This is a genomic window from Alterotamlana spongicola (assembly GCF_035818475.1).
In the GTDB taxonomy this organism is placed as follows: domain Bacteria; phylum Bacteroidota; class Bacteroidia; order Flavobacteriales; family Flavobacteriaceae; genus Cognatitamlana.
In genome coordinates this window covers 318,282-342,744 of record NZ_JAYMGV010000003.1, presented here as the reverse complement: position 1 = coordinate 342,744, position 24,463 = coordinate 318,282, and the positions used below count along the sequence as shown (strand labels likewise).

The window sequence follows — 24,463 nt, the reverse complement described above, 5'->3', positions numbered from 1 at the left end:
GCTTACTTTTAAGATTAAATAAAACTACTTAAAAACAGAGCTATTAATAGGTGTTTTGTTCTAAACCATCAATTTGATCAACCTCTGTTGCCGGTTTAGGCAACCAACCATAATTTTGATTGATATGCGGGTACTCCCCTCCTTTAACCTCTACCAATAGTTCTCTTCTTACTAAATCAAACCAACGTTTATCCTCAAAAGCTAATTCCCAGGCTCTTTCCTCTATAACTGCGGTATCAAAGTCTGCAGGTCCTACTGTGGGCCAATCTACAGAATTATCGGGTGTATTGATATCCAAACTATTAGCTCGTCTTCTGACTTTATTCAGGGCTTCTACACCTTCTGATGTACTGCCTGCTGCTTCAGCATAAATTAACAGCACATCAGCAAAACGCATATGTACATAAGAGGCTGTTCCTGTATTTGGTGCTCCTGCCAAATCAGTATCTTCATAAGCAATAACTCCGGCACCGCCATCTCTAAACTTTGCTACATAAGGCACTGAAACATCAGCCGGAAACGAAGTCCCGTCTGGCCAACTAGTAGTAAAGGATATATCTTTTCTATAGCTATCCGGAAATTTGTTAAAAAAGGCCGCTTCACTATGCCAGTTACCCCACCCACCTTCTTTTGGATGTCTTGTTGAGTGATGAAAATGACTTCCAAAGTCTAATGGCCAGGCACCAGGTACTCCTTTGAAAAAGAAAATATATTCCGAATTTGTTAAATTATTTGCTTCTAACCATAGGTCTTTAAAATCAACCTCCAAACTGTAAGGTCCATCATCCATAACTTCTTTTGCCTTAGCTGCTGCCAATGCTTTAGTAGAACCATCTTTTAACGGCCAACCCGACATTGTTAAATAAACTTTTGCTAAAAGTGATTTTGCTGCCCATTTTGTAGGTTTGATTCTCTCTGGAAAACTATCTGGCAATCCATCTTCAGCATCTTTTAGATCCTGAACAACTATAGCATAAATATCAGCAACAGGTGATTGTCCGACCATATCTGCATTACCAACGTTTTCAGTAGTGATGATAGGAACTTCCCCAAAGTATTGGGTTAATTGGAAATAAGCAAAGGCCCTCCAAAATTTTGCCTGACCTACCAATTCGCCCAGTTTTTCCTCTGAAATCCCGTCGGCATTATCTGCACTACTAATTAATGCATTGGCATTTCCTATGGTGGCATAATGTATTTGCCAGGCACCAGATACCAAACCACTATTGGGGTCTGGATTAAATCGCTCAAAAGGAGCAAACGCATCAGCTGTACTTCCTACATCATCAGCTCCTCCTCCAGGAATAGCCATCATTCCCCAATCAAAAGTATAGCCAGACCATGCTTGCCACATAGGTGCTGTTATACCAATCAAGGCCGCGTCAAAGTCAGATTCTGTTTTGAAAAAATTTGTTGGACTTAAAATACCTTCTGGCTCCTCATCTAAAGTTGTACATCCGTTAAAACCTAATAATGCAATTATTATTAGCAGTACATTAATTTTATTTTTCATAATCTTCATTTTTAAAATTTAATATCTAATCCGAACGTGTATATTTTTTGAGATGGAAATGATGCCAAATCAATTCCGGCAAATGTATCTACACCTGTACTAGCTTCCGGATCATATCCTGTATAATCCGTTATTGTAAACAAATTAGTTCCCGTAAAATAAAGTCTAAACGAATCAACACCTAAAGCTGAAACTGCACTATCAGGTAAATTATAACCCAGTGTGATATTTTTAAGCCTTAGATATGAAGCATCTTCTATCCATCTGCTTGAATTACGAATAGGAAAAGCCGCATAACCTTCAAAAGATGGTACATCAGTATTTTCATTAGTTGGTGTCCACCTGCTGGAAATACGCGTACTAGTAGCATCAGAATCATTAGAAGTAGTCTCTACTCTCAAACGCGCCACATTAAAATTTTCTTTGCCTTGTACCCCTTGAATGAATACATTCAAATCAAAGTTCTTATAGCTAAACGTATTGCTCCACCCTATGGAGAAATCTGCTTGTGCATTTCCTATATTTACGATATCGCTCGCGTCTATGACATTATCTCCATTTTGATCTACAAATTTAGGTGCCCCTGGGAAAAATGCTGTTCCACCACTTGAAAACGTTGCTGCTTCAGCAGCCTCACTGGTTTTCCAAACACCTGCATATTCATAACCTCTAAATAACCCTAAAGGCTGTCCTTCCTGTAACCATATTGAATTATCAAACCCAGGTACAGGTGCACTTCCTATAACCATTTCGGTAACGTCTCCTAAATCGGTAACTTTATTCTTGTTTTTAGCAAACGTTACACCGGTACTCCAATTAAACTTGCCTTGAACTGGTGTTCCTCCAAGATAAATTTCGAATCCTTTGTTCTCTACCTTTCCAATATTTCTCAGTACTTCAGTACGCGCAGAGGTATTTGGTAAACCGGCCAACTGCAATAAATCTTCAGTTTGTTTATCATAATAATCAAAGTTTGTCTGAATCCTTCCTTTTAAGAAATCCATATCAAGACCTATATTGGTCTGTGTAGTGGTCTCCCATTTTAAATCCGGATTCTCTGCTCTGGTGTCAATATTCACACCAACTGATGTGTTAAGACCATCTATCGGAAATGCAGCTAAACCTCCGGCATTTAACCTAGATAGGGATCCATAAGGGGGAATAGCCTGATTCCCAACTTTACCCCAACTGGCTCTTAACTTTAAATTTGTTATAGTTTCATTATCCTTTAAAAAATCTTCATTTGAGATATTCCAACCTATAGCTGCCGATGGGAAAAAGGCACGTTTGTTATTCTCTCCAAATACCGAAGCTCCATCTGATCTTCCTGTAAGTGTTATCATATATTTGCCGTCATATACATAATTTAACCTTCCCATATACGACAATAAACTTCGTTCTTGTCTAATAGATCTTGGATCAAAAACTGTTTCCGCAACACCAATATTGTTAAATGTACCCGTGTTCACCAAGGACCCTTCACCAGAAATAAATGATTCATTGAATTCTTCATATTGCTGCTCCAAAACCCCAGTAACAGTAATATTATGCTTATCTATTTCCTTTTGATATGTTAAAATATTAGTGTTTTGTAAAGTTGTAAACCTACCATTTAGAATAGAAGCAAATTCTCTACCGAAGTTTTGACTGACCTTGGCATTATTAAAAGTATTGTGTTCATAGTCAATCAATCGATAGCCTCCCATAACACTAAAGGTCAAATCATTGGTAATATTATAGGTTATTTCTCCGTTTAATGATGTTGTATTATCAAAATCATCAACAACAGGCTCTATTGCTGAACCAACAGGGTTAGTATTAATTGTTGGGCCATACCCTCCTCCCGGCAATGTATAGTTTCCATTGTCATCAAAAACAGATTTAACCGGTGCCCACACCTGAGCTGAATAAATTGGGCTTCCCCCAAAACTATTTTGAACGGTTGGATGGTTTGTTTCTTTAGAAAAGTATCCTCTTAAACTAACACTTAATTTATCGTTTACATTTACTTTTAAATTTGGTCTCAGAGCATATCTTCTATAAGATGTTCCAATAACAATCCCTTTTTGATCAACTACCTCTCCGGCTAAATAATATAAAAAATCTTCATTGCCCCCACCAACACTTAAATGATGGTTTTGAGTAAATCCTGTTCTATAGATTTCATCTTGCCAATCTGTACCTCCATTAGCTCTAAAATCTGCAATCTCAGAGGCAGTAAATATTGCCGATCCTCCTGTTTCATCTCTATGCGCATTTACAGTTTCTGCATAATCCCCTGCATTTAATAAGCTTAACTTTTTATCAATTTTATTAATGCCTAAAAAGCTACTATATCCTACTGACGGCTTCCCTGTTTTTGCTCCCTTTGTGGTAATCAGCACAACTCCATTAGCTCCCCTAGAACCATAAATAGCTGTTGCCGACGCATCCTTTAAAACTTCAACAGATTTAACATCATTCGGATTTATTTGATTTAAAGCCCCTCCTACAATTGTGTTTGAATCAAAGTTTTGAACACCTACCTGAAATCCATCAATAACAATCAACGGGTCATTTCCACCCTGGATGGAGTTGGAGCCTCTAATTCTTATGGTTGTTCTACCATTTGGAGCGGCATCGTTGTTCTGCACTTCAACTCCTGGAATACGCCCTTGTATTGCCTGATCTACACGCGCTACCGGTAATTCTTTTAAGGCCTTTGGTGTTATTGAAGCTACTGCTCCGGTTACATCGCTTCTCTTTTGCTTTCCGTATCCTACTACAACCACCTCATCAAGCAGTGCAGTATCCTCTTCCAAAGAAACATTAATGGATGACTGCCCATTGACAGCTATTTCTTTACTTAAAAAACCTACAAAAGACACTATCAAATTAGCATTTTGACTACTAACCTTCAATGAATAATTGCCATCAAAATCTGTAGTTGTTCCGTTTGCTGTTCCTTTTTCTATAACATTTGCTCCGGGCAAGGGCTGTCCGTTAGCATCTGTAACTGTTCCTATAATTGTATGTTCTTGAGTAATAGTTTCAATATCTGACAGGTTATCTGCTATTGATGCATTTACATTTATGACCAGGCACAATAGCATTAAAACTATAATACTGTATTTTAATTTCATTTTACCAGTTTTTTTCATGTTAAATTCTTAGTTAGTTTAATCATTGTTTAAATTCATTCGTTAATAAAAGATTTGTGTAAAATTCATACCATATATAATTGTTTTTAAAGGTTACTTCCTAAAGCTTATTAGAGTTGACAAATTTGAGGTAAGGTCAAAATAACAAAGAAGAGGTGTTTTGAAAGCCATAAATCACCTCCTCTTTCAATTAACTAAAAACTAATTCAAACATTCAATTCTATTTTGAATGCAAGTACCGTATTTAAACCAATTATTTTGAGGGGAATATTCGTTTTTATATGGGGGAAATATTCGTTTTATACGAGTAAAATCTATTTTTTATTTAGAAAAGATGAGGGGTTTACCCCAAAACGGGATTTAAAAAGTTTTCTAAAATGCTTACGGTCAGAATACCCTATATAATAACCTGCATTTGTTACAGAAACGCCATGGTATTCAATGAGTTTTTTAGCAACTTTTAATTTATAATCTGTAATAAACTGAATTAACGTTAAACCAGTTAAGGTCTTTATTTTTTTATATATTACCGAATGACTCATCCCCATGGCTTTGGAAATAAAATTAGCATTAAGGCTATCTGAATCAATATGCTTATGAATTAACTCTCCTAATTTTTTAAGAAACTCCTTATCGGCATCATTTTTAGAAATTTCATTAATGGGAACTATTTCTTCAGTTCGAAACTTTTCATGGAGCAATGTCCTGTTTCTAAGAAGATTTTTTATACGGCTCCTTAGTAACTGCTCATTAAAAGGTTTTGTAACATACTCATCTGCGCCTGTATTATATCCTTCCATTTGTTGCATCACTGATGCTCTTGCAGTTAACAACATTACCGGAATATGGCTTGTCACCATATTATTTTTTAATGCTTTAGTTAAATCAATACCATTCATTTCCGGCATCATAACATCACTAATAATAAGATCGGGCGCTATATTTTTAGCCATATCTAGGCCTGTTTTTCCATTTTCTGCTTCAAAAACATCAAACTCATCTTGAAGTAAATCTTTTATATATCTTCTTATTTCTAGGTTATCTTCTACTATTAATAGTTTCTGCCTTTCAGTTAACTCTAATATTATGTTTTCCTTTTTTATATCTGATTCAACATTATAGTAATTCTCTATCCTTTCTGAGTTCAATTCATTTCCACCTAGGTCATCTTTACTAAAATGCTCATTACCTTTCTTTAATTCAATTGTAAATTTTGTTCCCTTACCTTTTTCGCTTTCAACACATATATCCCCTTGGTGCAGTTCAATAATTTCCTTGACAATAGATAAGCCCAAACCATAGCCTTTATTCTTAAAACTATTTTTTATTTCAGTCTGATAAAAGCGGTCAAATATTTTAGCTATTTTATTTGAAGAAATTCCAAGGCCTGCATCTTTCAGGATTAACACAACTTTATCATCTGTGTCCTGAATTTGTAGTGTTATTGTTCCTTTTGGGTTTGTAAATTTAAAAGCATTTGAAATTAAATTATATAACACCTTATCCATCTGTATTTTATCAAACCACAGATGTATATGAGAACTTTGACAAATGAATGAAAAATCAATATTTTTTTCCTTTGCTTCTTCTTGAAATGCAGAAAAGGTTTCTTTACAGAACGTAACAATATCCTCTTCTGTGGCTTTTATCTTAACTTCACTACTTTCTAATTTCCTGTAATCTAATAATTCATTTACCAGATTTAGTAGGTGTTTGCTATTCTTTTCCAGTGCTTCTACCTGGCTTGATTCCTTTTCCCTGGAATTGCTTCTTTCTCTTAAAATTTTATTTACAACACCAACTATAAGTGTAATTGGTGTTCTCAACTCATGAGAAATATTAGTAAAGAATTGCTGTTTTATATTATATAACTCAATATCTTTTTCATGAGACAACCTTTCAAACTCCAGGTTTGATTTCATTTGTTCCCAAGAAATAATATATTTTCTAAATACATAAAAGATTAAAATAACGACCAAAGCATAAACTACATAAGCCCACCATGTTAGCCAATATGGTTTTTCTATCTCAATTTGTATAGAGGTAAAGTTATCCTCCCATGTACTTCCGGAAGTTTTACTTTTTACTTTAAAAGTATAAGTACCATGCCGTAGATTGGTATATGTAGTAGTTCTCTCGTGCCCGATCTCTCTCCAGTCTTTATCAAAACCTTCTAATTTTATAGCGTATTCACAATTTGTTGAAAAAGGGAATTGCATAGCCGCAAAATCAAAAGTAATTACGTTCAAATTGTGTTTTAAGCTAATCGATTTAGTAAATGAAATTTCGTTTTGTAATATTCCTTCTTCTTCTATGGGAACTTCTTTATTATAAAGTTTGAAACTTGTAAGCTTTACATCCGGGTTTACATTTTCAGCAACCACCGTTTTGGGGTTAAACACCATAAGGCCTTTAGATCCTCCAAAACACAAAAAACCGTTTTCATCTTTTATAACCGCATTGATATGATACTCTCCTCTGAAACTTTCAAAACTTTTAAAGCTATTCGTATTGTAGTCATAATTATAAATGCCTTCCTTAGAACTAAACCAAATTACTCCTTCATTATCTTCTACAATGGCAGTAACGGTTTGAAAACGAATATTTTCGTATTGCTCAAAACGATTCATTTTTCCTGTAGCTTTATTAAATAAATTAATCCCCGCTCCAGCAGTTCCTATCCATATATTATCCTTGGAATCCTTTAAGACACTAAACACATAATTACTACTAATTGAATTCGTGTTAGAATCCGAATACATATACCTCTTTACCTCTTTGGTTTTTGTATTAAATAGATTCACCCCTCCGCCAAATGTACCCAACCATAGATCTTCGGCATCTTTTTGCATTGATATTATATTATTACTACTTAAAGAAAGGGAATCGGATTCTATACTTTTATATCTTGTAAATGTTTTAGTACTAGTATTTAAATGATTCAGTCCTCCGCCCCATGTTGCTATCCATAAGTTAGAATGATCATCCTCAGTAATGTATCTAACATCATTATAACTCAGAGATTGCGTATCATTTACTTTATATCTGTAACCTATAAAGGATTCTGTTTCTGGGTTAAAATTTACTAATCCATTAATAAAAGTACCTATCCAATACGTTTCATTACCTCCTTTTTTAATATACTGTATATAATCTGCTCCAATATATTTTTCATGAAGTTTACTATAGCGTTTTTTTATTTTACCATTATTATGTACAACCGAAAGCCCTTTCCCATCTAACCCTAAAAGATAATCCTTGCCTTTATACACAGCTAAAACTGAAGATGGAGGTTCATTATTTTCTGTTCCTATTAAAAGAGCGTGATTATCCTCCTGACTCAGTACATTTATTCCATTCCAGGCTGTACCAATCCATAGATTAGAATTTTCATCTTCTATAATATCATAAATCGAGTTACTGGAAATTGAAGATTCTAATTTTGAGCTATACCTATAATTTAAAATTTTACTTTTTGATAAATTAATATTTTCAATTTTAAAAAGACCACTACCATCTGTGCAAACCCAAATAGCACCATAGCTATCTTTCATTATACGCCTTATTATATTGACAGGGTCATTAGGTAACAGTTCAACTTTGGAAAATTCCAAACTTTTCATATCCAAAACTAATAGCCCTGCTCCATTAGTTCCTATAAGTAGTTTATTGCCAATACTTTGTATTGAATAAATATAATCTGATGTAACTCCAGCAAGTGATTTTATATATTCAAATTTCTTCTGCTTAATATTAAATTTATTTAGCCCCCCTCCCATAGTTCCAAGCCACAAGTTGCCATTTTGATCTTCAGTTATACTTCTAACATCATTATACCCTATAGATTGATTATCATTTCTTTGATGCCTATAATTAATAAACCTGTTTTGCCTTTCATCATAAAATGACAAACCATTTTTAGTTCCAAACCATAAATTAAAACTTGAATCTTCAAAAATGGTATAAACTTCATTGGACAGGATACCATTTTCATCTTCTTTTTTAAAAGTTACAAAAGTATCTTTATGAGCATTATATAAATTTAAGCCTCCTCCAAAGGTGGCTACCCAAATTCGATTTTTGTTATCAATTAATAAATCAGATATATCATTAGATGAAATAGAGCTATTCTGTTTATTATAGACTACAAATTCTTTTCCATCATATCTGTTTAATCCGTTTGTTGTTCCTATCCAAATATAACCACCAGCCTCTTTTACAACACAGCTAACCCTGCCATTTGATAATCCGTTAGATTGATCAATTTTTTTAAATATAGGTTGTGATTGGGAACTACAGTAAAGGGAATTACATAAAATAAGTATAAAAAAAAGTACTATATCTGCAGAGTTAACTCTCATAACTTATCTAGGTACAAATAAATGATCATTTACAAAAATAACTTCATCTTGCAGTAGTAAAGATATCAATGAATCAGGATAAAAAAAAACCAACACCTCACACAAATATTTTAAAATCAACAAACTATACGTGTCTCGGAATTTACTTATATAAAACTCAAAAGAGTCAATCATATTAACTAATAACATTTTTCATATGATAAATAAGAAATAAGTTGTCTTATCATACGGGTATATATTCTATCATTATACAAAATCTGCACTCATTCCTGGTTGTTGTGGTATTTGATACCTGCCATCAATTATCCGAGCCGGATATTTAAAATACTGTCTTAAATGGGGTATATGCTCTAAGAAAAGGGCTTTATGCCCTATAGAAATATGGTTGAACAACACCAAATGTTGATGAATCTGTCCCATATCCCCTACATGCGGAACTACAGGAATACCAAACTTTTTAGAGAGCAAACTAATAGTTATAAACTCTGAAATACCTCCAACTCTAACCGCATCTACCTGATTAAAGCTCATACAGCCTGATTGTAAAAAATTTTTAAAGATAATCTTATTGGGAACATGCTCCCCTAAAGCCAGCTTTATTGGAGCAATTTCTTTTGCTAATGTTACATGGGCAGCAATGTCATCAGGATGTGTAGGCTCTTCAACCCAATATGGGTTAATCGCTTTTAGTTCATTACAGATCTCTATGGCTTTTGATAAATGCCATTGTTGATTAGCATCTAACATAATTGTGGCTTTATCTCCGGCTGTTTCTCTAACCAGTTTGGCCCTGCGGATATCCCTTTTTATATCCTTTGATCCCACTTTGAGCTTCATTGCTGTAAAACCAGCATCTATAGCTTTAGATACATTTATTTTTATTTTTTCATCCGTATAATTAAACCATCCTACTGAAGTATCATATCCCGGGTATCCTGTATTTAAAATACCGGTTCGTTCATGTTTGGTTATTGCATTATTTGATAAAATAGCAACAGCTTCGTCTCGCGTGAGAACCTCCTCCAAATAAGAAAGATCCAATGTATTTACAATATCTTGGGCAGGTAAGTCGATAAGCAATTTCCAAAGGGGTAGACCTCTGGATTTTGCCCAGAGATCAAAACAGGCATTTACAACAGATGCCAGTGCTAAATGTACTATGCCTTTATGAGGGCCCAGCCATCTATAGTTGGGATCTTCAGCCATAGCCTTATAGGTTGATCCAAAGTTAGCCATAAGCTCATTAATGTCTCTGTTTTCAACATGCTTTGTTAAATGTTCAATGGCCTGGCAAACCAAATTATTTCCCATCCCCAAAGTAAAGGCTAAACCAATACCTTCCATGTTTTGATCAGTCTGTAATTTACATACGGCATATGCATAAATTGGAGTGGTATGTATGGCATCAGAACCGGCTCCATCATTTAATTTAAACCGTACATCTGATGCGATTGCTCTTTTTATGACTACTGTTTTCCCCATCTGGTATTTAATAATTTATTCGACTTATTACTTCAATGTTTAATGTTGGTTTATTTAATTCTAAAACAATTACCGAAGCAATATCATTTGGTTTCTGTTCGGGTAAACTAATATTTATAGTGTTTTTATCCTGACTATACAATAAAGGTATATTCCCGTCCAAAAAGTAAGCTTTATTAATTTTTACATTTTTAGGAAAAGGCAGTTTCAAATGTGTCTTTGTACTATTTAAGAGATGTATGTAGATTTTGTTATCTTTTCGGGTTGTAACCATGTAATCTGTTGGCTGGTATGGCCCTCCCCGGGTACCGTAAACCGCTTCTTTGTTTATTTTTAACCAATCTCCCATGGTTTTCAATCTATCTATTTGGCGTTGTTCAATACGCCCGTCTGCCATTGGCCCTACATTAAATAGCAGGTTACCATCTCCACCAATGGTTTGAAGTAGAGTTTGAATACATTCTTTTTCAGATTTTAACTTATCATTAGCTTTCCAGGCCCATTGATTAGCAATGGTCATACAGGTTTCCCAGGCATTTTTATTATCAAATTTCCCAATTTGTTGTTCCGGCGTTGCATAATCTCCGGCAAAAATTTCACTTTTTGTTATGCCTCGCATACCTTCTCTCCCTTTATCTACTCTATTATTAATGAGCAGGTCATCTTTAAGTGTACGTAAATAAGCATACATGTCCATGCCCATTTCATGAGTCCACGCCCACTCCCATTCTCCATCAAACCAGATCATAGTTGGATCATAATTTTCAATCAATTCTTTCAATTGATTCTTCATATACTGAACATATCTATCCATTTTAGCCTTAAGAGCCGGGTCGGTTATTTGTTTCTCTATATGAAACTTGTAATCAGGGGAAGGGTATTCTACAGGATAGTCTTTATGCCACCAATCACAAATAGAGTAATATACACCAAAGTCAATATTTTGTTTTTTACACTCGTCGGCTAATTCTTTTACAATGCCTTTCCCATAAGGTGTAGCTGCCATATCATAATCAGAATAATTACTATCCCAAAGACTAAATCCGTCATGATGTCTTGTAGTTAATACGATATATTTCATTCCTGCATCTTTGGCGGTCTTCACCCACTCCCGGGCATTGAACAATACCGGGTTAAATTCTTTATAAAGATTATCATAGTCTTCTTTCTGAATTTGATTTCCTCTTGACCAGGATATTTCCTTACCACGAAGTGTCACAGGCCCCCAATGAATAAACATACCAAATCGATTATCCTGAAATTTTTTCAATGCCCCGGAGTGTGTTTTTAAATTAGGATTAGCTTCTCCTCCACCAAGGGATTGTGCATTGACATTAATGGTTATTAATAATATTAAACCAGTCATTTTTAATAGCTTCATAATTAATTATGTTTAATTTGTTATTGTATAATAATTCCTCCTTTTTCACTGGACTGATAGGCTGCTTCTACTAATTTCATTGTTTCATAGACGTCTGAAGTATGGTGAGGTAATGGCACACTTTTATCCAATGTGTGTCTTTGTAATCCAGCCATAGTACCAACAAAAGCTTCCGGAAACCAACCGCCTTTAATATCTATTTCTTTCCATGTTTCCGCCTTGTCTTCAAGTAGCTTATACTCAAACTTTGCAGGAAGTCCCCTGGGGTAATCCATAGACAATCCAATACGTATTTTTATAGCACCTTTTGTGCCTTCTATTTTAAAATATGAACGCTGATGTTGTAATCCGAAATCATGACCATGGTTAGTTATAACTCTGGCTTGAGTACATTCATCATAATCTAAAATCATAGTTGAACGGGTAGATGCCAATGTTTTCATTTTAGGGTGTTTTACAGTACTGGCGTAAATCTTTTTAGGGCTTCCCAGAAAGCTTCGTATTAAGTCTAAATAATGTATACTGTGATATAAAATCTCTACTCTAGGTAACTGAAATAAGAAATCCCATAAATGCCAAGGGGTATATACACATACCATAAGTTCCATATCGTAAATATCTCCCAGTAAACCTTTATTAATCATTTCTCTTGCTGTAATGATATAGGGAGCATACCTTAGCTGAAAATTCACTGCCGAAATCAACTTTTTCCTTTGACAGATTTCCAGAATTTGTTTAGCTTCTGCAAGAGTGTTCCCCATAGGTTTTTGAATGAGTACCGATGCACCGTCCGGAAGTTGTTCTAATATTTCTGCATGGAGACTTGCCGGAAGTGCCAAATCATATACCGCATTATATTGATGTCCCTCTGCAATTAATTCCTCCAGAGTATCATACACTCTATCTACAATATCAAATTCATTTTTTAAGGCTTCCGCCTTTGATCTTATTTTATCATAGACTCCCAAAACTCTAAACCTGGCCATAGTATATGCCGGCAAATGGGCATCTTTAACAATGCCTCCCGCTCCAATAATTACTATAGGAAATGGTTTTTGGGGTAACTTAGGTTGTTGATTTATATTCATAGTTATCCTATTTGTGTCATAATCTTCCATTTTTCAAGAGCTTTACTTTTTGGGGCTACCTTTTGAAATTTGGCCACATAGTTTTGCCATTCTTGTTCTTTGGGCAAGTTGCCCCATTTTTCCCCATCCCTTTTAGGGTTATAATAAGGCGGAGTATCCATCAACAAAAAAGCATGGTTCTTATAAAGATATAGTTCCATGTCTTTTACGCCCATTGTATTCATGTTTTCTATAATCTGTGGCCACATTTTATGTGGCTTGTGTATTTCTTTATAAGTGTTTAGAAGTTCTATATCATCTTCCAATTCCAAGGTCATCACAAGTCTTTTATAGAGATTATCCTTTATTGGTCCATAATTACTATAATCAAGGTCTTTTTTAAAAATTCGATCTATTACAATGATATTGGATAAGTCTAGCTCACCCAAATGGACAAACTTGTTAAGAATTTCATCAATCTTAATGATGTCCTTTGCCTTCATATCTATTAATCCAAAATAGATATTGTCAAGTTTATAATATTCAAAATTCAGAATATCAAAACATGATTCTGTATCCGTAGTCTTAAAATCTACTGAAAAGGAAAACAAAAATTGTTCTGCTATGTTGCTGTAAGGAAGCACAAAACAATATCGTTTAGTATGTTTTTCAGTTTTCATTCGCTTCGGTTAATAGAAATATAGGCTTTAAATATTCTCTCTCCATGGAGAATCAACCCATTTGGTGTTAAATGAGTCGTATCAGATTTTGGTAACCCGATCATTGAAGTAAAAACAACATTTTCAACATTTTTTGCAATTTTTTTATGGGCACTAACTACTTTAGGATGTTTAACAACCCACGGGTGTTGCTCATCTACTCCCAAGATCACAGGTATTGATTTATTTTTCAATACCCTATTTCGTAAGTGATTAACTATTTGCTTTAAGTTTTTATAATAGGCTTTAGCATTTTTAGGTTTATCCGCATCCGATTCTCCCTGTATCCATATAAAACCTCTTATTAATACTTTATACCCCTGGCTTTCTAATTGATGGATTGCTGCATGAAGATTAATAATCATATCGTCATAATACCCTCTTTTTCCCGGCTTTTTCCAATCGGCATAAATACTTGTTCCCCCCTTAGTATATTTGAAAATAGCAGGGTTGAACCCTGCCTTTATAAGTTTTCGCCCAAACATCACTTCAGGGCCAAAATGACCTTTTGGAAAGAGTCCTGTTTGTGGTTGCATAGTCTCCCAACCATTTGAACTTGAATTATCAATAAAAGTCCAATGCAATTTGACCTGATTGTCTAAATTATCTACATCGGCAGGATAAAAATTTGCATCCCCCGTCCAGCTCTGTGCATTTGACTGTCCTGCCCAAATAAATAAATCTATGGTTTCATTAGAAAAAACACTTGAAGATATTCCCAATGCAATGATTGTGACTATAATAGTATGATTGATCTTATTTTTCATTCTCAATAAAAAATTACATAAATAATTAGCATAGTACCAATCAGTAATAAACTTAAACGGTTTACAATTTTAGATGATTCCCGGGTTTTTAAATAAAAAGTATCAGGTATATGCTGTACAGATTTATCAAAGTAAGCGACTATACCATAAATTACAGATGATATAATGAAGTAAAGGTAGGTTTGCCTTAACCAGTTTATTCCAAGACCTTCCGGGTTTGAAATGTAATTCTTAATCCCATAAACTGTTCCATATTTTTCAATAAGAAATATAACCGCTGCAAATAAACTTCCACCTATCAATGTCCAAAATGAAGCATTGGCTGTTCCTTTTTTAGACAATATCCCCCATAAAAAAACAGTTACTATAGATGGTGCAAAAACACTAAACATTTGATTTATTAACTCAAAAATTGCTCCTAAATTTCCTAGAAAGGGTGACCAGGTTACTGCCAATATCAAAACAACAACACTGGTGATTTGGCCAATCTTTATTTTTTTAGAATCCGATAACCCAGGTTTTAACTTATCAAAAATATCATAAACTATAAGTGTAGAACAACTATTTAATGCTGCTGCAACACTACTCATAACTGCTGCTAATAACGCTGCCACCATAAGCCCTTTTAAGCCTATTGGCATGAGTTCCAATATCATGACAGGTAATACACTTTTGGTATCTTCTCCAATAGTTTCACTAAATAAAGCAAATGCTAAAATACCGGGCACTACCATAATAAATACCGGTAATATTTTAAGAAAACCGGCAAATAAGGCTCCTAATTTGGCTTGTCTTTCAGATTTTGCCCCAAGCACACGCTGCACAATGGTTTGATCTGTACACCAATACCATATACCCAGTACCAGATGCCCAAGAAAAATATCTAAAAAAGTAAACCCCTTTTTAGTTTCATCAAAACTTACTGCTTTTAACCGATCCGGGTCTACGACTTCTTTTAAATCTTCATAAGAGTGGATACCAACTTCCGGAAGTTGATAAATGGCTAAAACAGTAATGGTTAAGGCTCCTAAAATAAGTATAACGGTTTGCACTGTTTCTGTAATAACCACTGAAACCAGTCCTCCAATTATTGTATAAATACCTGTAGCTATTGCAATAATGATTATTGATGTTAATATGTTAAGGTCAAACATTCTTTCAAATACAACGGCGCCGGCATAAAAACTAACTCCTATATGCATAAACAGAGCAGCCAGAATACTAAATACTGCTAATATAACCCTTGAACGGCTATCATATCTTTTTTCAAGGAATTCAGGGAGGGTTGTAATTTTGGTCCGTAAATAAAACGGAACAAAAATGAAAGCCAGAATTATAAGTTCAAAAGCAGAAAACCATTCAAAATTCCCCCAGACTATACCATCTTTGAAACCCGATTCCGCCAACCCAACCAGATGTACGGTTGATATATTTGATGCAAAAAGGGAAGCTCCTATAACTGTCCAGGTTAATGACTTTCCTGCTAAAAAATAACCTTCGCTGGTATTCTTTCTTTTGCGACTATACCACAGGCCTATAAAAACAATGGCCAGTAAATATATTACAATAATTGCTAAATCTATACCTGATATTGAATTCATGATTTTGTTGCTGTCTGTTTAAGTTTATAATAAGCTTCAACTCCTTTTTCCGTCATATGAGGTAGTAGCAGGTCCCATACATAGACTGACATGGAATGCTTTTTAGTGGATTCAAAACACGGAAGGATTTCCTTTTGTGAACTCCAGAATGTAATAAGTATTCTAATTGTATGCTGTAACCGTTTATGCATTCCAGGTTTAAACTCATCTTTAAGATAGCCCTGCTTTACAAGTCTTGTATAAAAATGGCTCATTTGCGATTTACGTATCTGAAATGTTTTATTTAGCAGCGTACTTACTTTATCATATTTTCTTGAAATTTCGAGGACATCCAGATTAAAGAATGAATATTTTTCATGAAAGGTTTCCAGTTTAATTAGTAATTTGTTAAAATGCATAATGGGATCATGTAATAAATTGACTTCTTCATACATTTCTGATGCTTCATCCTTCATTTGAATATAGATAGCCAGCAATAAAGATTCTTTAGTGGGAAAGTGATAATCTAAATTACCGTGACTTATACTTAAAGTTTTTGCAATATCCCTGCTCGAAACATTCATAACCCCTAAAGTATTGTACGATTCTATTGCCTGGTTTATTATGCGTTGTTTGGTTTTCATATTGTAAGTGTTGAGCAAATATAAACAAAATTAGGTCTCAAGCCCTAATTTGTAAATAAAAAAACTGATATACAGTCATTTAATTTAACAAAAGTTAAAATTATTATTAAACAAAATAGTATTAATGAAGTAAAAAGATATAGAAATCGGTATGTAGTTGTTTATAAAAACGCTTTAACTTCTATAACAAAAAAAGCCTTTCAATTTCTTGAAAGGCTTGGTCTTTTTGGGTGGAAGATCGGTCTCGAACCGACGACCTCCTGAACCACAATCAGGCGCTCTAACCAACTGAGCTACAACCACCATTTTGGCATTTTTATAATGCGTGTGCAAATGTAATTGATTTCAACCTTATCTACAAAGACTTTTTTTAATAATTTCTATTTGAAATAAAAAAATTTCATCCCGCTACACACTACTTTAAGTCAAATAAACTATTTACAGCCACATAGCGTTCAACCGTAAAACCTTCGGCATATTCTACTCCAGTCAATCGCCCCAGATCTCTTGCTCTATAAATAATACTATCTGTAAAGTTTTTACTTGATATGGGCGTTTCCGGTTCCTTACTGTTAGCATCATAAAACTGTGTTTTATAAGCCAATACAGATTGCATTTTAACATCAATAAAATCAGATATATCTACCACAAAATCCGGTTCAATATTTTTCCATTGCATATAATGGTACACTTGCTTTGGCCGCCATGGTTTCTGCAATTCACCATTTTCATTACGTGTTTCAATTTTAACAAGTCCGCTTAAAAAACAGGCATCACTGGCTAGCTTACTGCCTTTACCATGATCTATATGCCTATCGTCTACAGCATTACAAAGCACTATTTCTGGTTGATATTTTCTTATGATCTTAATAATTTCTATCTGATGTACTTTATCATTACTAAAAAAACCATCGGCAAACCCAAGATTTTCCCTTACTGCTACACCTAATATTTCAGCAGCTGTTTTGGCTTCTGTATCTCTGGTTTGAGCTGTTCCCCTGGTCCCTAATTCTCCTTTGGTCAGGTCTAAAATCCCTATGCTTTTACCTTTAGCTACTTCTTTTGCTATGGTTGCTCCACAGCCTAATTCCACATCATCAGGATGAGCGCCTATGGCAAGAATATCTAGTTTCATTTAATCTATCTATTTTTTAATCTCGTAGTATTTCTTTTTGGCAATTTAACCTAAATCAATCACATTTCTGTTAAATTTATTAAGAATACCTGAAAACCCGGTATTACTATTACGTTTTAGTCTTCAAAGTTTCTACTTAAACCTCATAAAAAATCATAATAATTGAAAAATAACAGCACCTTTGAAAGCATGACATTCGTCATAATAAATAGTGGTGGTCGAATGTAATTTTACCTAATAAAAACATGGTACTCTATAAGGGTACCTAACACGAAAAATTTACAACATATGATCTATTTAATGCTTCTCATTTTAGTTATTACCATTGGTCTTTTTGTTTGGGGAAAGTTTACACCGGATATTGTAGCATTAATCTCTATGCTTAGTTTATACCTAACCGGAATTCTAACGCCTACTGAAACATTAAGTGGTTTCAGTAACCCTACTGTAATTATGATAGCTGCACTTTTTATAATTGGTGAAGGGATTGCTCAGACCGGTTGGACAGCCATGGCCGGTAAAAAGTTTGTTGAATGGGCCGGGAAAAGTGTTCCTAAATTATTGGTTATCGTTTCTCTTGGTGCCGGTGTGCTATCCGGGTTTGTTAGTAATACAGGAACTGTGGCCACATTGATGCCACTTACTATATCGTCTGCCTGGAGTATAGGCACCCTACCCTCTAAAATGCTTATGCCTGTTGCTTTTGGCTCTAATACTGGGGGCTTGCTGACTTTAACAGGTACCCCCCCTAATATTATTGCCAGTAATGCTTTAATTGAAGCCGGGTTTGAGGGGTTTTCATTTTTTGAATTTGCTCTAATTGGAATCCCTTTATTGATAATAGCATTAGTCTATTTCAGATATATTGGATATAAACTTTTGCCTAAAAATAAAACAAACAATAAGCCTGTTAACATAGAATCTACGCTACACAACTGGATAGGTGCTTACCAAATTGATAACGGATATTATCGCTTACGTATAAGAAGTCTATCCCCTCTTATTAATACGAAGTTAGAGGAGTGGCATTTTGAAAAGGATTATGATGTAACCATTATCAGGCTAAAACGAAGGCATCCAAATTTATTAAAAGGCATACATCAATTTGAAGAATTCCCAGATCCCAGTACTGAATTGCGTTATCATGACATTATAACCGTTAAAGGAGATACCGAAGCCATCAACAAAATGATGATCACTTTTAGATTAGGTCTTTTACCCCTAGAACCTATTACCGATGAACTTAAAAACAACCTGATCAATCAGGAAGTTGGTATGACTGAAGTGATTGTAAATCCAAATTCTTTATTGGTGGGTAGGAAATATAAATTAGGTGAGTATTTCAAACGATTTGGTATTCAGCTACTTGCTGCTTCCAGAAACAACAACCCGTTACGCGATAAAGAAATCACTGTTAAAGCTGGTGATGCCTTTTTACTAAGAGGCACATGGGAACATATTGATGATTTGAAAAAACAGCACGAAAACCTGGTAATTATTGGTAGCCCTGAAGGTATGGCTAAAAATGTTGATAGTTTAAACTCCAAATCGTTTATAGCCTTAGGGGCTTTGGTTCTTATGATTGCTTTAATGGTTTTCAAAATTGTTCCGGGGTCTATTGCGGCTTTAATTTCTGCCGGTGTAGTACTTCTTACCGGGTGCGTACCAATTGCTAAAGCTTATAAAGGCATTAGCTGGACCAGTGTTGTTATGATTGCAGCAATGATACCCATGGGTGTTGCGCTTCAAAAAACAGGAACCGCTCAATTAATAGCCAATGGGCTTGTTGATTATTTGGGTGCTATTCACCCCATATTTTTACTGGGTGGTGTCTTTTTACTTACTACAACATTCAGTCAGGTAATCAACAACTCTGCAACCGCCGTACTTATGGCTCCAATTGCTATACTGGCCGCAAACTCATTAAACATATCACCTGCTCCGTTTATGATAGTAGTGGCTATTAGTGCTTCAACGGCATTTTTAACACCTATAGGAACCACAACAAATGCTATGGTAATGACTGCCGGAGGTTATAAATTTATGAATTACTTAAAAGTAGGAGCTCCGTTATTATTTCTGTTCTTTATTATAACCCTAATATTAGTTCCCATAATATGGCCTTTTTAAAATTAAATGGTTAAACGTAAAAAAGCGAGATTCAAAAATGGGTCTCGCTTTTTACTTATTAAGCAAATATTTTTTATTCAAATCTCCAGACTACAATTCTGGACACCTTATTACCTTGCCCCATATTAATAGTTTTAACCTCTGTGGCTCCAAGTTTTTTCAATGATGCATAAATTCCGGGAATCAGATCTTTTTTAGACACCAAAGAGGTGAATATTTTGCATTGCTTTTTGAATATTGAACTTTCATAGAGGTAGTTATGTATAAAAGCTTTTTCACCACCTTTATACCATAGCTCATTACCTGTTCCTGAAAAATTTCTAATGATTTTGTCCTGTTTCTTATTTAATCCTCTTAGCTTTTTGGTAGTCGCTTCAAAGGCCTCTTTTTCGGATTTATAAAATGGTGGGTTACACATCACTATTGAAAACCTGTCACCTTCTGTCAAAATATCTTTTAAGATTTGCATTTTGTTAGTCTGATATCTCAATGAAATGACATTATCCAGTTGATTTTTATTGATAATCTTCTGTGCATGGTCCAAAGAAGTCTTATCAATATCTGTTCCTACAAATTTCCACTCATATTCTGCATGTCCTAAAATGGGATAAATACAACTTGCCCCGGTTCCTATATCTAAAACACTAATGTTTGATTTTATATTATTCTGTTTTAATACATCTGCCAGACCATGGATATAATCAACACGTCCTGGAATTGGCGGACATAAATTAGTTTCAGGAAAATCCCAATATGTAATTTTATAATGCCTAAATAAAAGTGCTGTATTTAATGCTTTAACAGCTTTTGGGTTAGCAAAATCAATGGTTTTAATTTGATAATTATTTTCAAAAACATAAGGTTGTAAATCCGGATAGGCTTTACATAATGCTTCTAAATCATATCCTGATTTGTGTTTATTGTTCGGATGAAAATTTGTATTTGTCTTGATGATTTTATTCTTAGTTATTATACTTCCACTTGTTTCCAATTTCCTTTTTTAAACCAAACAATAGCTACAAGTGCTATTATGATTTCTGCTAAAGTAATAGCCCAAAATACTCCTAAAGGTCCAAAATCTAATGTAATAGCCATTACATATGCAAAAGGTAATTGTAACAGCCAAAAACAGACAAAATTTATATAAGTTGGTGTTTTAGTATCTCCTGCTCCGTTAAATGCATTAATTACTACCATGCCATAGCCATAAAAGATATACCCCGCAGCAATAACCCTTAAACACAAACTTCCATATTTAACAACATCTGGAGTAGCATTGAACAATACAATGATTTGAGGTGCAAATAATAAATAAACAATAGAAACCAGCCCCATAAAAACGGAACTGTATTTCCCTGTTTTCCAAACAGATTCTTCTGCTCGTTCTGGCTTTTGAGCTCCCAAATTTTGACCTACCAAAGTTGCAGCGGCATTACTCATTCCCCATGCCGGCATTAAGGTAAACATCATAACTCTTATAGCAATAGTATAACCGGCAAGCACTTCACTACCAAACTCACTCATTATTCGCATTAAAAATACCCATGACGAGGTTCCTATTAAAAACTGTCCTATACCTCCCAAAGATACTTTGATTAAATTAAGCATAACACCAGCCTGAAAAACTAAATCTTTGACCGCTATTTTTATCTTGCTATATCCCCAAAATAATATTCCCAGTTGAAATAAAACGGCTGTCCCTCTACCTATAGTAGTAGCTATAGCCGCTCCCTGTACACCAAAGGCCGGAATAGGTCCAAAACCAAAAATAAACATGGGGTCTAAAATAATATTAAGCCCATTGGACAAGACTAACGTCCACATAGCTACCGATGCATCACCTGCTCCCCTAAAAATAGCATTTATAAGAAACAATAGCATAATGGTTAAATTCCCACCCAGTAGCACCTGTGTATAACCATAGCCTTCTTCAATCAGATCCGGTTCACCTCCCATAAGCCCTAATATTTCTTTAGGGTAAATAATACCTATAACGCTTATAACAGCCGCCACAAAAATCCCAAGAAAAATAACCTGAACTGCAGCATTTGAAGCTCCCTTTAGGTCCTGTTCACCTACACGCCTTGCCACTACTGCCGTTGCTGCCATACTTAAACCTATAGCTACCGCATATACCAATGTTACTACAGACTCTGTCAATCCTATTGTTGCCACGGCATTTACACTAACTTTAGAGACGTATAAAATGTCTACCAAGGCAAAAATAGATTCCATGAGCATTTCCAGAATCATGGGTATAGCGAGCATAAAAACAGCTTTCCGAATGCTACCTGAGGTAAAGTCTTGCTCTTTGCCTGTTACAGCCGTTTTAAAATATTGAATAAATTGTTTTAAAGAAATTTTATTTGATTGCATTTTGATTTATTTAAATATGAGGTATTGCCAAATGCACTAGACATTTAGCTTTTGTTAGCCCGGGAGAAACCCGGTACGGTACGGAAGTCAAATTAAACAATCATAAGTCGCAAATATTGGAAAAATAATTTAAAACTACAAAATAGATTTCTAGGGTGTTACCATCAATTCTTCTATATTCGCAAAAAAAAATCGACAATGTTAAAAGCTGTTATTTTTGATATGGACGGGGTTATTATTGATAGTGAACCTATGCACAATAAAGCCTATCATGATATGTTTGATGAAGTTGGCATTAAAGTATCAACTGAACTCTATGAGTCTTTTACAGGCCAATCAACTATTAACATCTGTAAACGTTTATGTGACCATTTTAATCTTAGTGAATCTCCGGAAACCCTGGTGGCCATAAAACGCAAACATTACAAACAGTTTTTTGATAGTAATTCTGATCTTGGACTTATTGACGGAGTTTTAGATTTAATAAAAGACTATCACCATAACGGATTAACGTTGGTTCTAGCTTCCTCTGCTGCTATGACCAGTATCAATCAAATTTTTGACCGATTTGATTTGAACCCCTATTTTATTGCCAGATTAAGTGGCGGTGATTTAAAAGCTTCAAAACCCCATCCTGAAATTTTTATTAAAGCTGCTGAAGCTTCAGGTTTTTCTAAAAATGAGTGTATGGTTATTGAAGACTCTACTAATGGTATTGAAGCTGCAAAGGGTGCCGGTATTTTTTGTGTAGGTTATGATAGTTTTCATTCCAAAAACCAGGATTACAGCAAAGCGGATTTGGTCATTAAGGATTTTAAGGAGATCGCATTCAATAAAATTTCTTTTTTTAAGACTACTACTGTTTAGATAAAGCTCTGACAGCCTGATCATATACCTCACATTCCTTTTCTAACTTTGTTGGGTTATTTTTAATCCTATTGACTATTGTACTCATATTAGCAGACATTGGCCTATCGGAATAAATGCAAAAAACTTCGATACACCAATATTTCCAAATGTCATCCTCTCCATTAAGAATATCCATAATTTCAGGTTCAATTTTATCAGAGATACTGATTAAATAATCAGCTACAACTTTAGCAACCGGCCAATTCATATCTTGGATCCATTCTAATAAATCCGGAACAATTGGTTTTATTTTCTCGAATGAAAATTCTTTTAACTTTTCTGCACGTTCAATATCAAATTTATCGCTTGGAATTAAACTATAAATATCCATTTTCTGTGACATCCTAAACGTCCTCTTTACCTCCAAACAACTTCTTTCGGAACGCACTAAACAATGCTACAGCTCCAATCGCAATAAATTTCCAAAACTTAAGAAGAATAGCAAAAAATCCTGCCTTTGCTAATATTTTACCGGCTATTAAACCACCAATACCATAAGCAGCAACTTTATCTATATCCGGATTAAAGTCTGAATACCTATTCCCCGGAGAAAACTCAACACTATGCAAAATATTATCTCTATCTGTATTAAAAGTATTTAACATATTAATATCTCCAATAGCATTTAAATTTAAATAGCCTTTACGCCCCAGTACACGTATATTATAGTTAAGTGTATTCATGTCTGTATCTTCAAACTTTAATTCTTTAGCCCAATGAAGTTTTTTGTTTTCCTGATCATAATAAGGAGGAGACGCCCAACCTACCAACTCCATAGTTGGATAACCTTGAGCGGTACGCTGTGGATTTGCAGTTTTTATATCTTCCTGCATCTCTTCAAGTAAATCGTCATAATCTAAATCTTCAGCATCTTCATCTTCAATATATCCGTCTTCAGAATATTCTATTTCAACGGCATAGGTAAAGGCATCATGCATGGGTGTCATGTCTTCAGGAAATAGCAATCCTAATGTTTCACCCGGTGGATTCCCCCATAAATCTGTTAATACGCGTTTACTTTGCTCACTATCTAAAAATTTAAACCCTTCAGGAACATTCAATATTGCAAGGCCATCATTAAGAGGTACTTCTCCATATTGATATGTAAATGATTTGTTTATACTGTCTAAAGCCTTTTGGTATAGTTCTAAATTAAGAGTTAAGGAGTCTACCTCTTCCTGTGCATTAATTTGAAAAGACAATAAAAGCGTTAAAACTATAACAATTTTTCTCATGATAATTAGGGTTAATAGGTTTTG

The 24,463-nt window shown here is 34.5% G+C and carries 17 protein-coding genes and 1 tRNA gene; 2 read left to right on the top strand and 16 right to left on the bottom strand.

Annotation, left to right across the window (positions count from 1 at the left end; translation table 11 throughout):
- Positions 1–43 precede the first annotated feature (43 nt).
- The 12 genes from VOI54_RS15680 to bshB1 all read right to left on the bottom strand — a co-directional run bounded on the left by VOI54_RS15680 (position 44) and on the right by bshB1 (position 17,789).
- Positions 44–1,513 carry a RagB/SusD family nutrient uptake outer membrane protein gene (locus tag VOI54_RS15680; RefSeq protein WP_326284022.1) on the bottom strand — a complete coding sequence of 490 codons (1,470 nt, stop codon included), beginning with the start codon at positions 1,511–1,513 and terminating at the stop codon, positions 44–46.
- Between the two features lie 11 nt (positions 1,514–1,524).
- Entirely contained in the window at positions 1,525–4,635 is a 3,111-nt protein-coding gene (locus VOI54_RS15675; RefSeq protein ID WP_326284021.1) for a SusC/RagA family TonB-linked outer membrane protein, read from the bottom strand.
- A 332-nt stretch (positions 4,636–4,967) separates the two neighbouring features.
- The gene (locus VOI54_RS15670; protein WP_326284020.1) at positions 4,968–9,014 is read right to left on the bottom strand and encodes a hybrid sensor histidine kinase/response regulator transcription factor; all 4,047 of its coding nucleotides are present in this window, start codon (positions 9,012–9,014) and stop codon (positions 4,968–4,970) included.
- Between the two features lie 246 nt (positions 9,015–9,260).
- Positions 9,261–10,496 carry an enolase C-terminal domain-like protein gene (locus tag VOI54_RS15665; RefSeq protein WP_326284018.1) on the bottom strand — a complete coding sequence of 412 codons (1,236 nt, stop codon included), beginning with the start codon at positions 10,494–10,496 and terminating at the stop codon, positions 9,261–9,263.
- A 7-nt stretch (positions 10,497–10,503) separates the two neighbouring features.
- On the bottom strand, positions 10,504–11,877 hold the full coding sequence (locus tag VOI54_RS15660; protein WP_326284017.1) for an alpha-L-fucosidase: 1,374 nt from the start codon (positions 11,875–11,877) through the stop codon (positions 10,504–10,506).
- A gap of 20 nt (positions 11,878–11,897) precedes the next feature.
- Complete coding sequence (locus VOI54_RS15655; RefSeq protein WP_326284016.1) at positions 11,898–12,965, bottom strand: Gfo/Idh/MocA family protein; 1,068 nt, start codon at positions 12,963–12,965, stop codon at positions 11,898–11,900.
- Between the two features lie 2 nt (positions 12,966–12,967).
- Positions 12,968–13,624 carry an L-rhamnose mutarotase gene (locus VOI54_RS15650; RefSeq protein ID WP_326284014.1) on the bottom strand — a complete coding sequence of 219 codons (657 nt, stop codon included), beginning with the start codon at positions 13,622–13,624 and terminating at the stop codon, positions 12,968–12,970.
- Complete coding sequence (locus tag VOI54_RS15645) at positions 13,621–14,430, bottom strand: sialate O-acetylesterase (protein WP_326284013.1); 810 nt, start codon at positions 14,428–14,430, stop codon at positions 13,621–13,623. Before VOI54_RS15645 ends, VOI54_RS15650 begins: the two co-directional genes overlap by 4 nt.
- A 2-nt stretch (positions 14,431–14,432) precedes the next feature.
- The gene (locus tag VOI54_RS15640) at positions 14,433–16,031 is read right to left on the bottom strand and encodes a sodium:solute symporter family transporter (RefSeq protein WP_326284011.1); all 1,599 of its coding nucleotides are present in this window, start codon (positions 16,029–16,031) and stop codon (positions 14,433–14,435) included.
- Positions 16,028–16,654 (bottom strand): TetR/AcrR family transcriptional regulator, encoded by a 627-nt coding sequence (locus VOI54_RS15635; RefSeq protein ID WP_326284010.1) that lies wholly within the window; start codon positions 16,652–16,654, stop codon positions 16,028–16,030. The genes VOI54_RS15640 and VOI54_RS15635 overlap by 4 nt, the downstream gene beginning before the upstream one ends.
- A gap of 228 nt (positions 16,655–16,882) precedes the next feature.
- A tRNA-His gene (locus VOI54_RS15630) sits at positions 16,883–16,958 on the bottom strand.
- 111 nt (positions 16,959–17,069) lie between these two features.
- On the bottom strand, positions 17,070–17,789 hold the full coding sequence (bshB1, locus tag VOI54_RS15625) for a bacillithiol biosynthesis deacetylase BshB1 (protein ID WP_326284009.1): 720 nt from the start codon (positions 17,787–17,789) through the stop codon (positions 17,070–17,072).
- 288 nt (positions 17,790–18,077) lie between these two features.
- On the opposite strand from bshB1, the gene VOI54_RS15620 reads away from it, so the two are divergent.
- Positions 18,078–19,919: an SLC13 family permease gene (locus VOI54_RS15620; RefSeq protein ID WP_326284008.1), complete on the top strand. Its 1,842-nt coding sequence runs from the start codon at positions 18,078–18,080 to the stop codon at positions 19,917–19,919.
- Positions 19,920–19,992: 73 nt separating this feature from the next.
- Here VOI54_RS15620 and rlmF read toward each other — a convergent pair whose 3' ends face one another.
- Together rlmF and VOI54_RS15610 are read right to left on the bottom strand one after the other, a co-directional pair.
- Positions 19,993–20,910 (bottom strand): 23S rRNA (adenine(1618)-N(6))-methyltransferase RlmF, encoded by a 918-nt coding sequence (rlmF, locus tag VOI54_RS15615; protein WP_326284006.1) that lies wholly within the window; start codon positions 20,908–20,910, stop codon positions 19,993–19,995.
- Positions 20,889–22,295, bottom strand: coding sequence for an MATE family efflux transporter (locus VOI54_RS15610; protein WP_326284005.1), 1,407 nt, complete (start codon positions 22,293–22,295; stop codon positions 20,889–20,891). Before VOI54_RS15610 ends, rlmF begins: the two co-directional genes overlap by 22 nt.
- A gap of 198 nt (positions 22,296–22,493) precedes the next feature.
- Here VOI54_RS15610 and VOI54_RS15605 point away from each other — a divergent pair, with 198 nt between their 5' ends.
- A complete protein-coding gene (locus VOI54_RS15605; protein ID WP_326284003.1) occupies positions 22,494–23,162 on the top strand; it encodes an HAD family hydrolase in 669 nt (222 codons plus the stop codon).
- On the opposite strand, the gene VOI54_RS15600 is transcribed toward VOI54_RS15605, so the two are convergent.
- Together VOI54_RS15600 and VOI54_RS15595 are read right to left on the bottom strand one after the other, a co-directional pair.
- A complete protein-coding gene (locus tag VOI54_RS15600; RefSeq protein WP_326284002.1) occupies positions 23,152–23,547 on the bottom strand; it encodes a DUF5071 domain-containing protein in 396 nt (131 codons plus the stop codon). The two genes, VOI54_RS15605 and VOI54_RS15600, sit on opposite strands and share 11 nt — an antisense overlap.
- A gap of 1 nt (position 23,548) precedes the next feature.
- The gene (locus VOI54_RS15595) at positions 23,549–24,439 is read right to left on the bottom strand and encodes a DUF2167 domain-containing protein (protein WP_326284001.1); all 891 of its coding nucleotides are present in this window, start codon (positions 24,437–24,439) and stop codon (positions 23,549–23,551) included.
- Between the last annotated feature and the right edge of the window lie 24 nt (positions 24,440–24,463).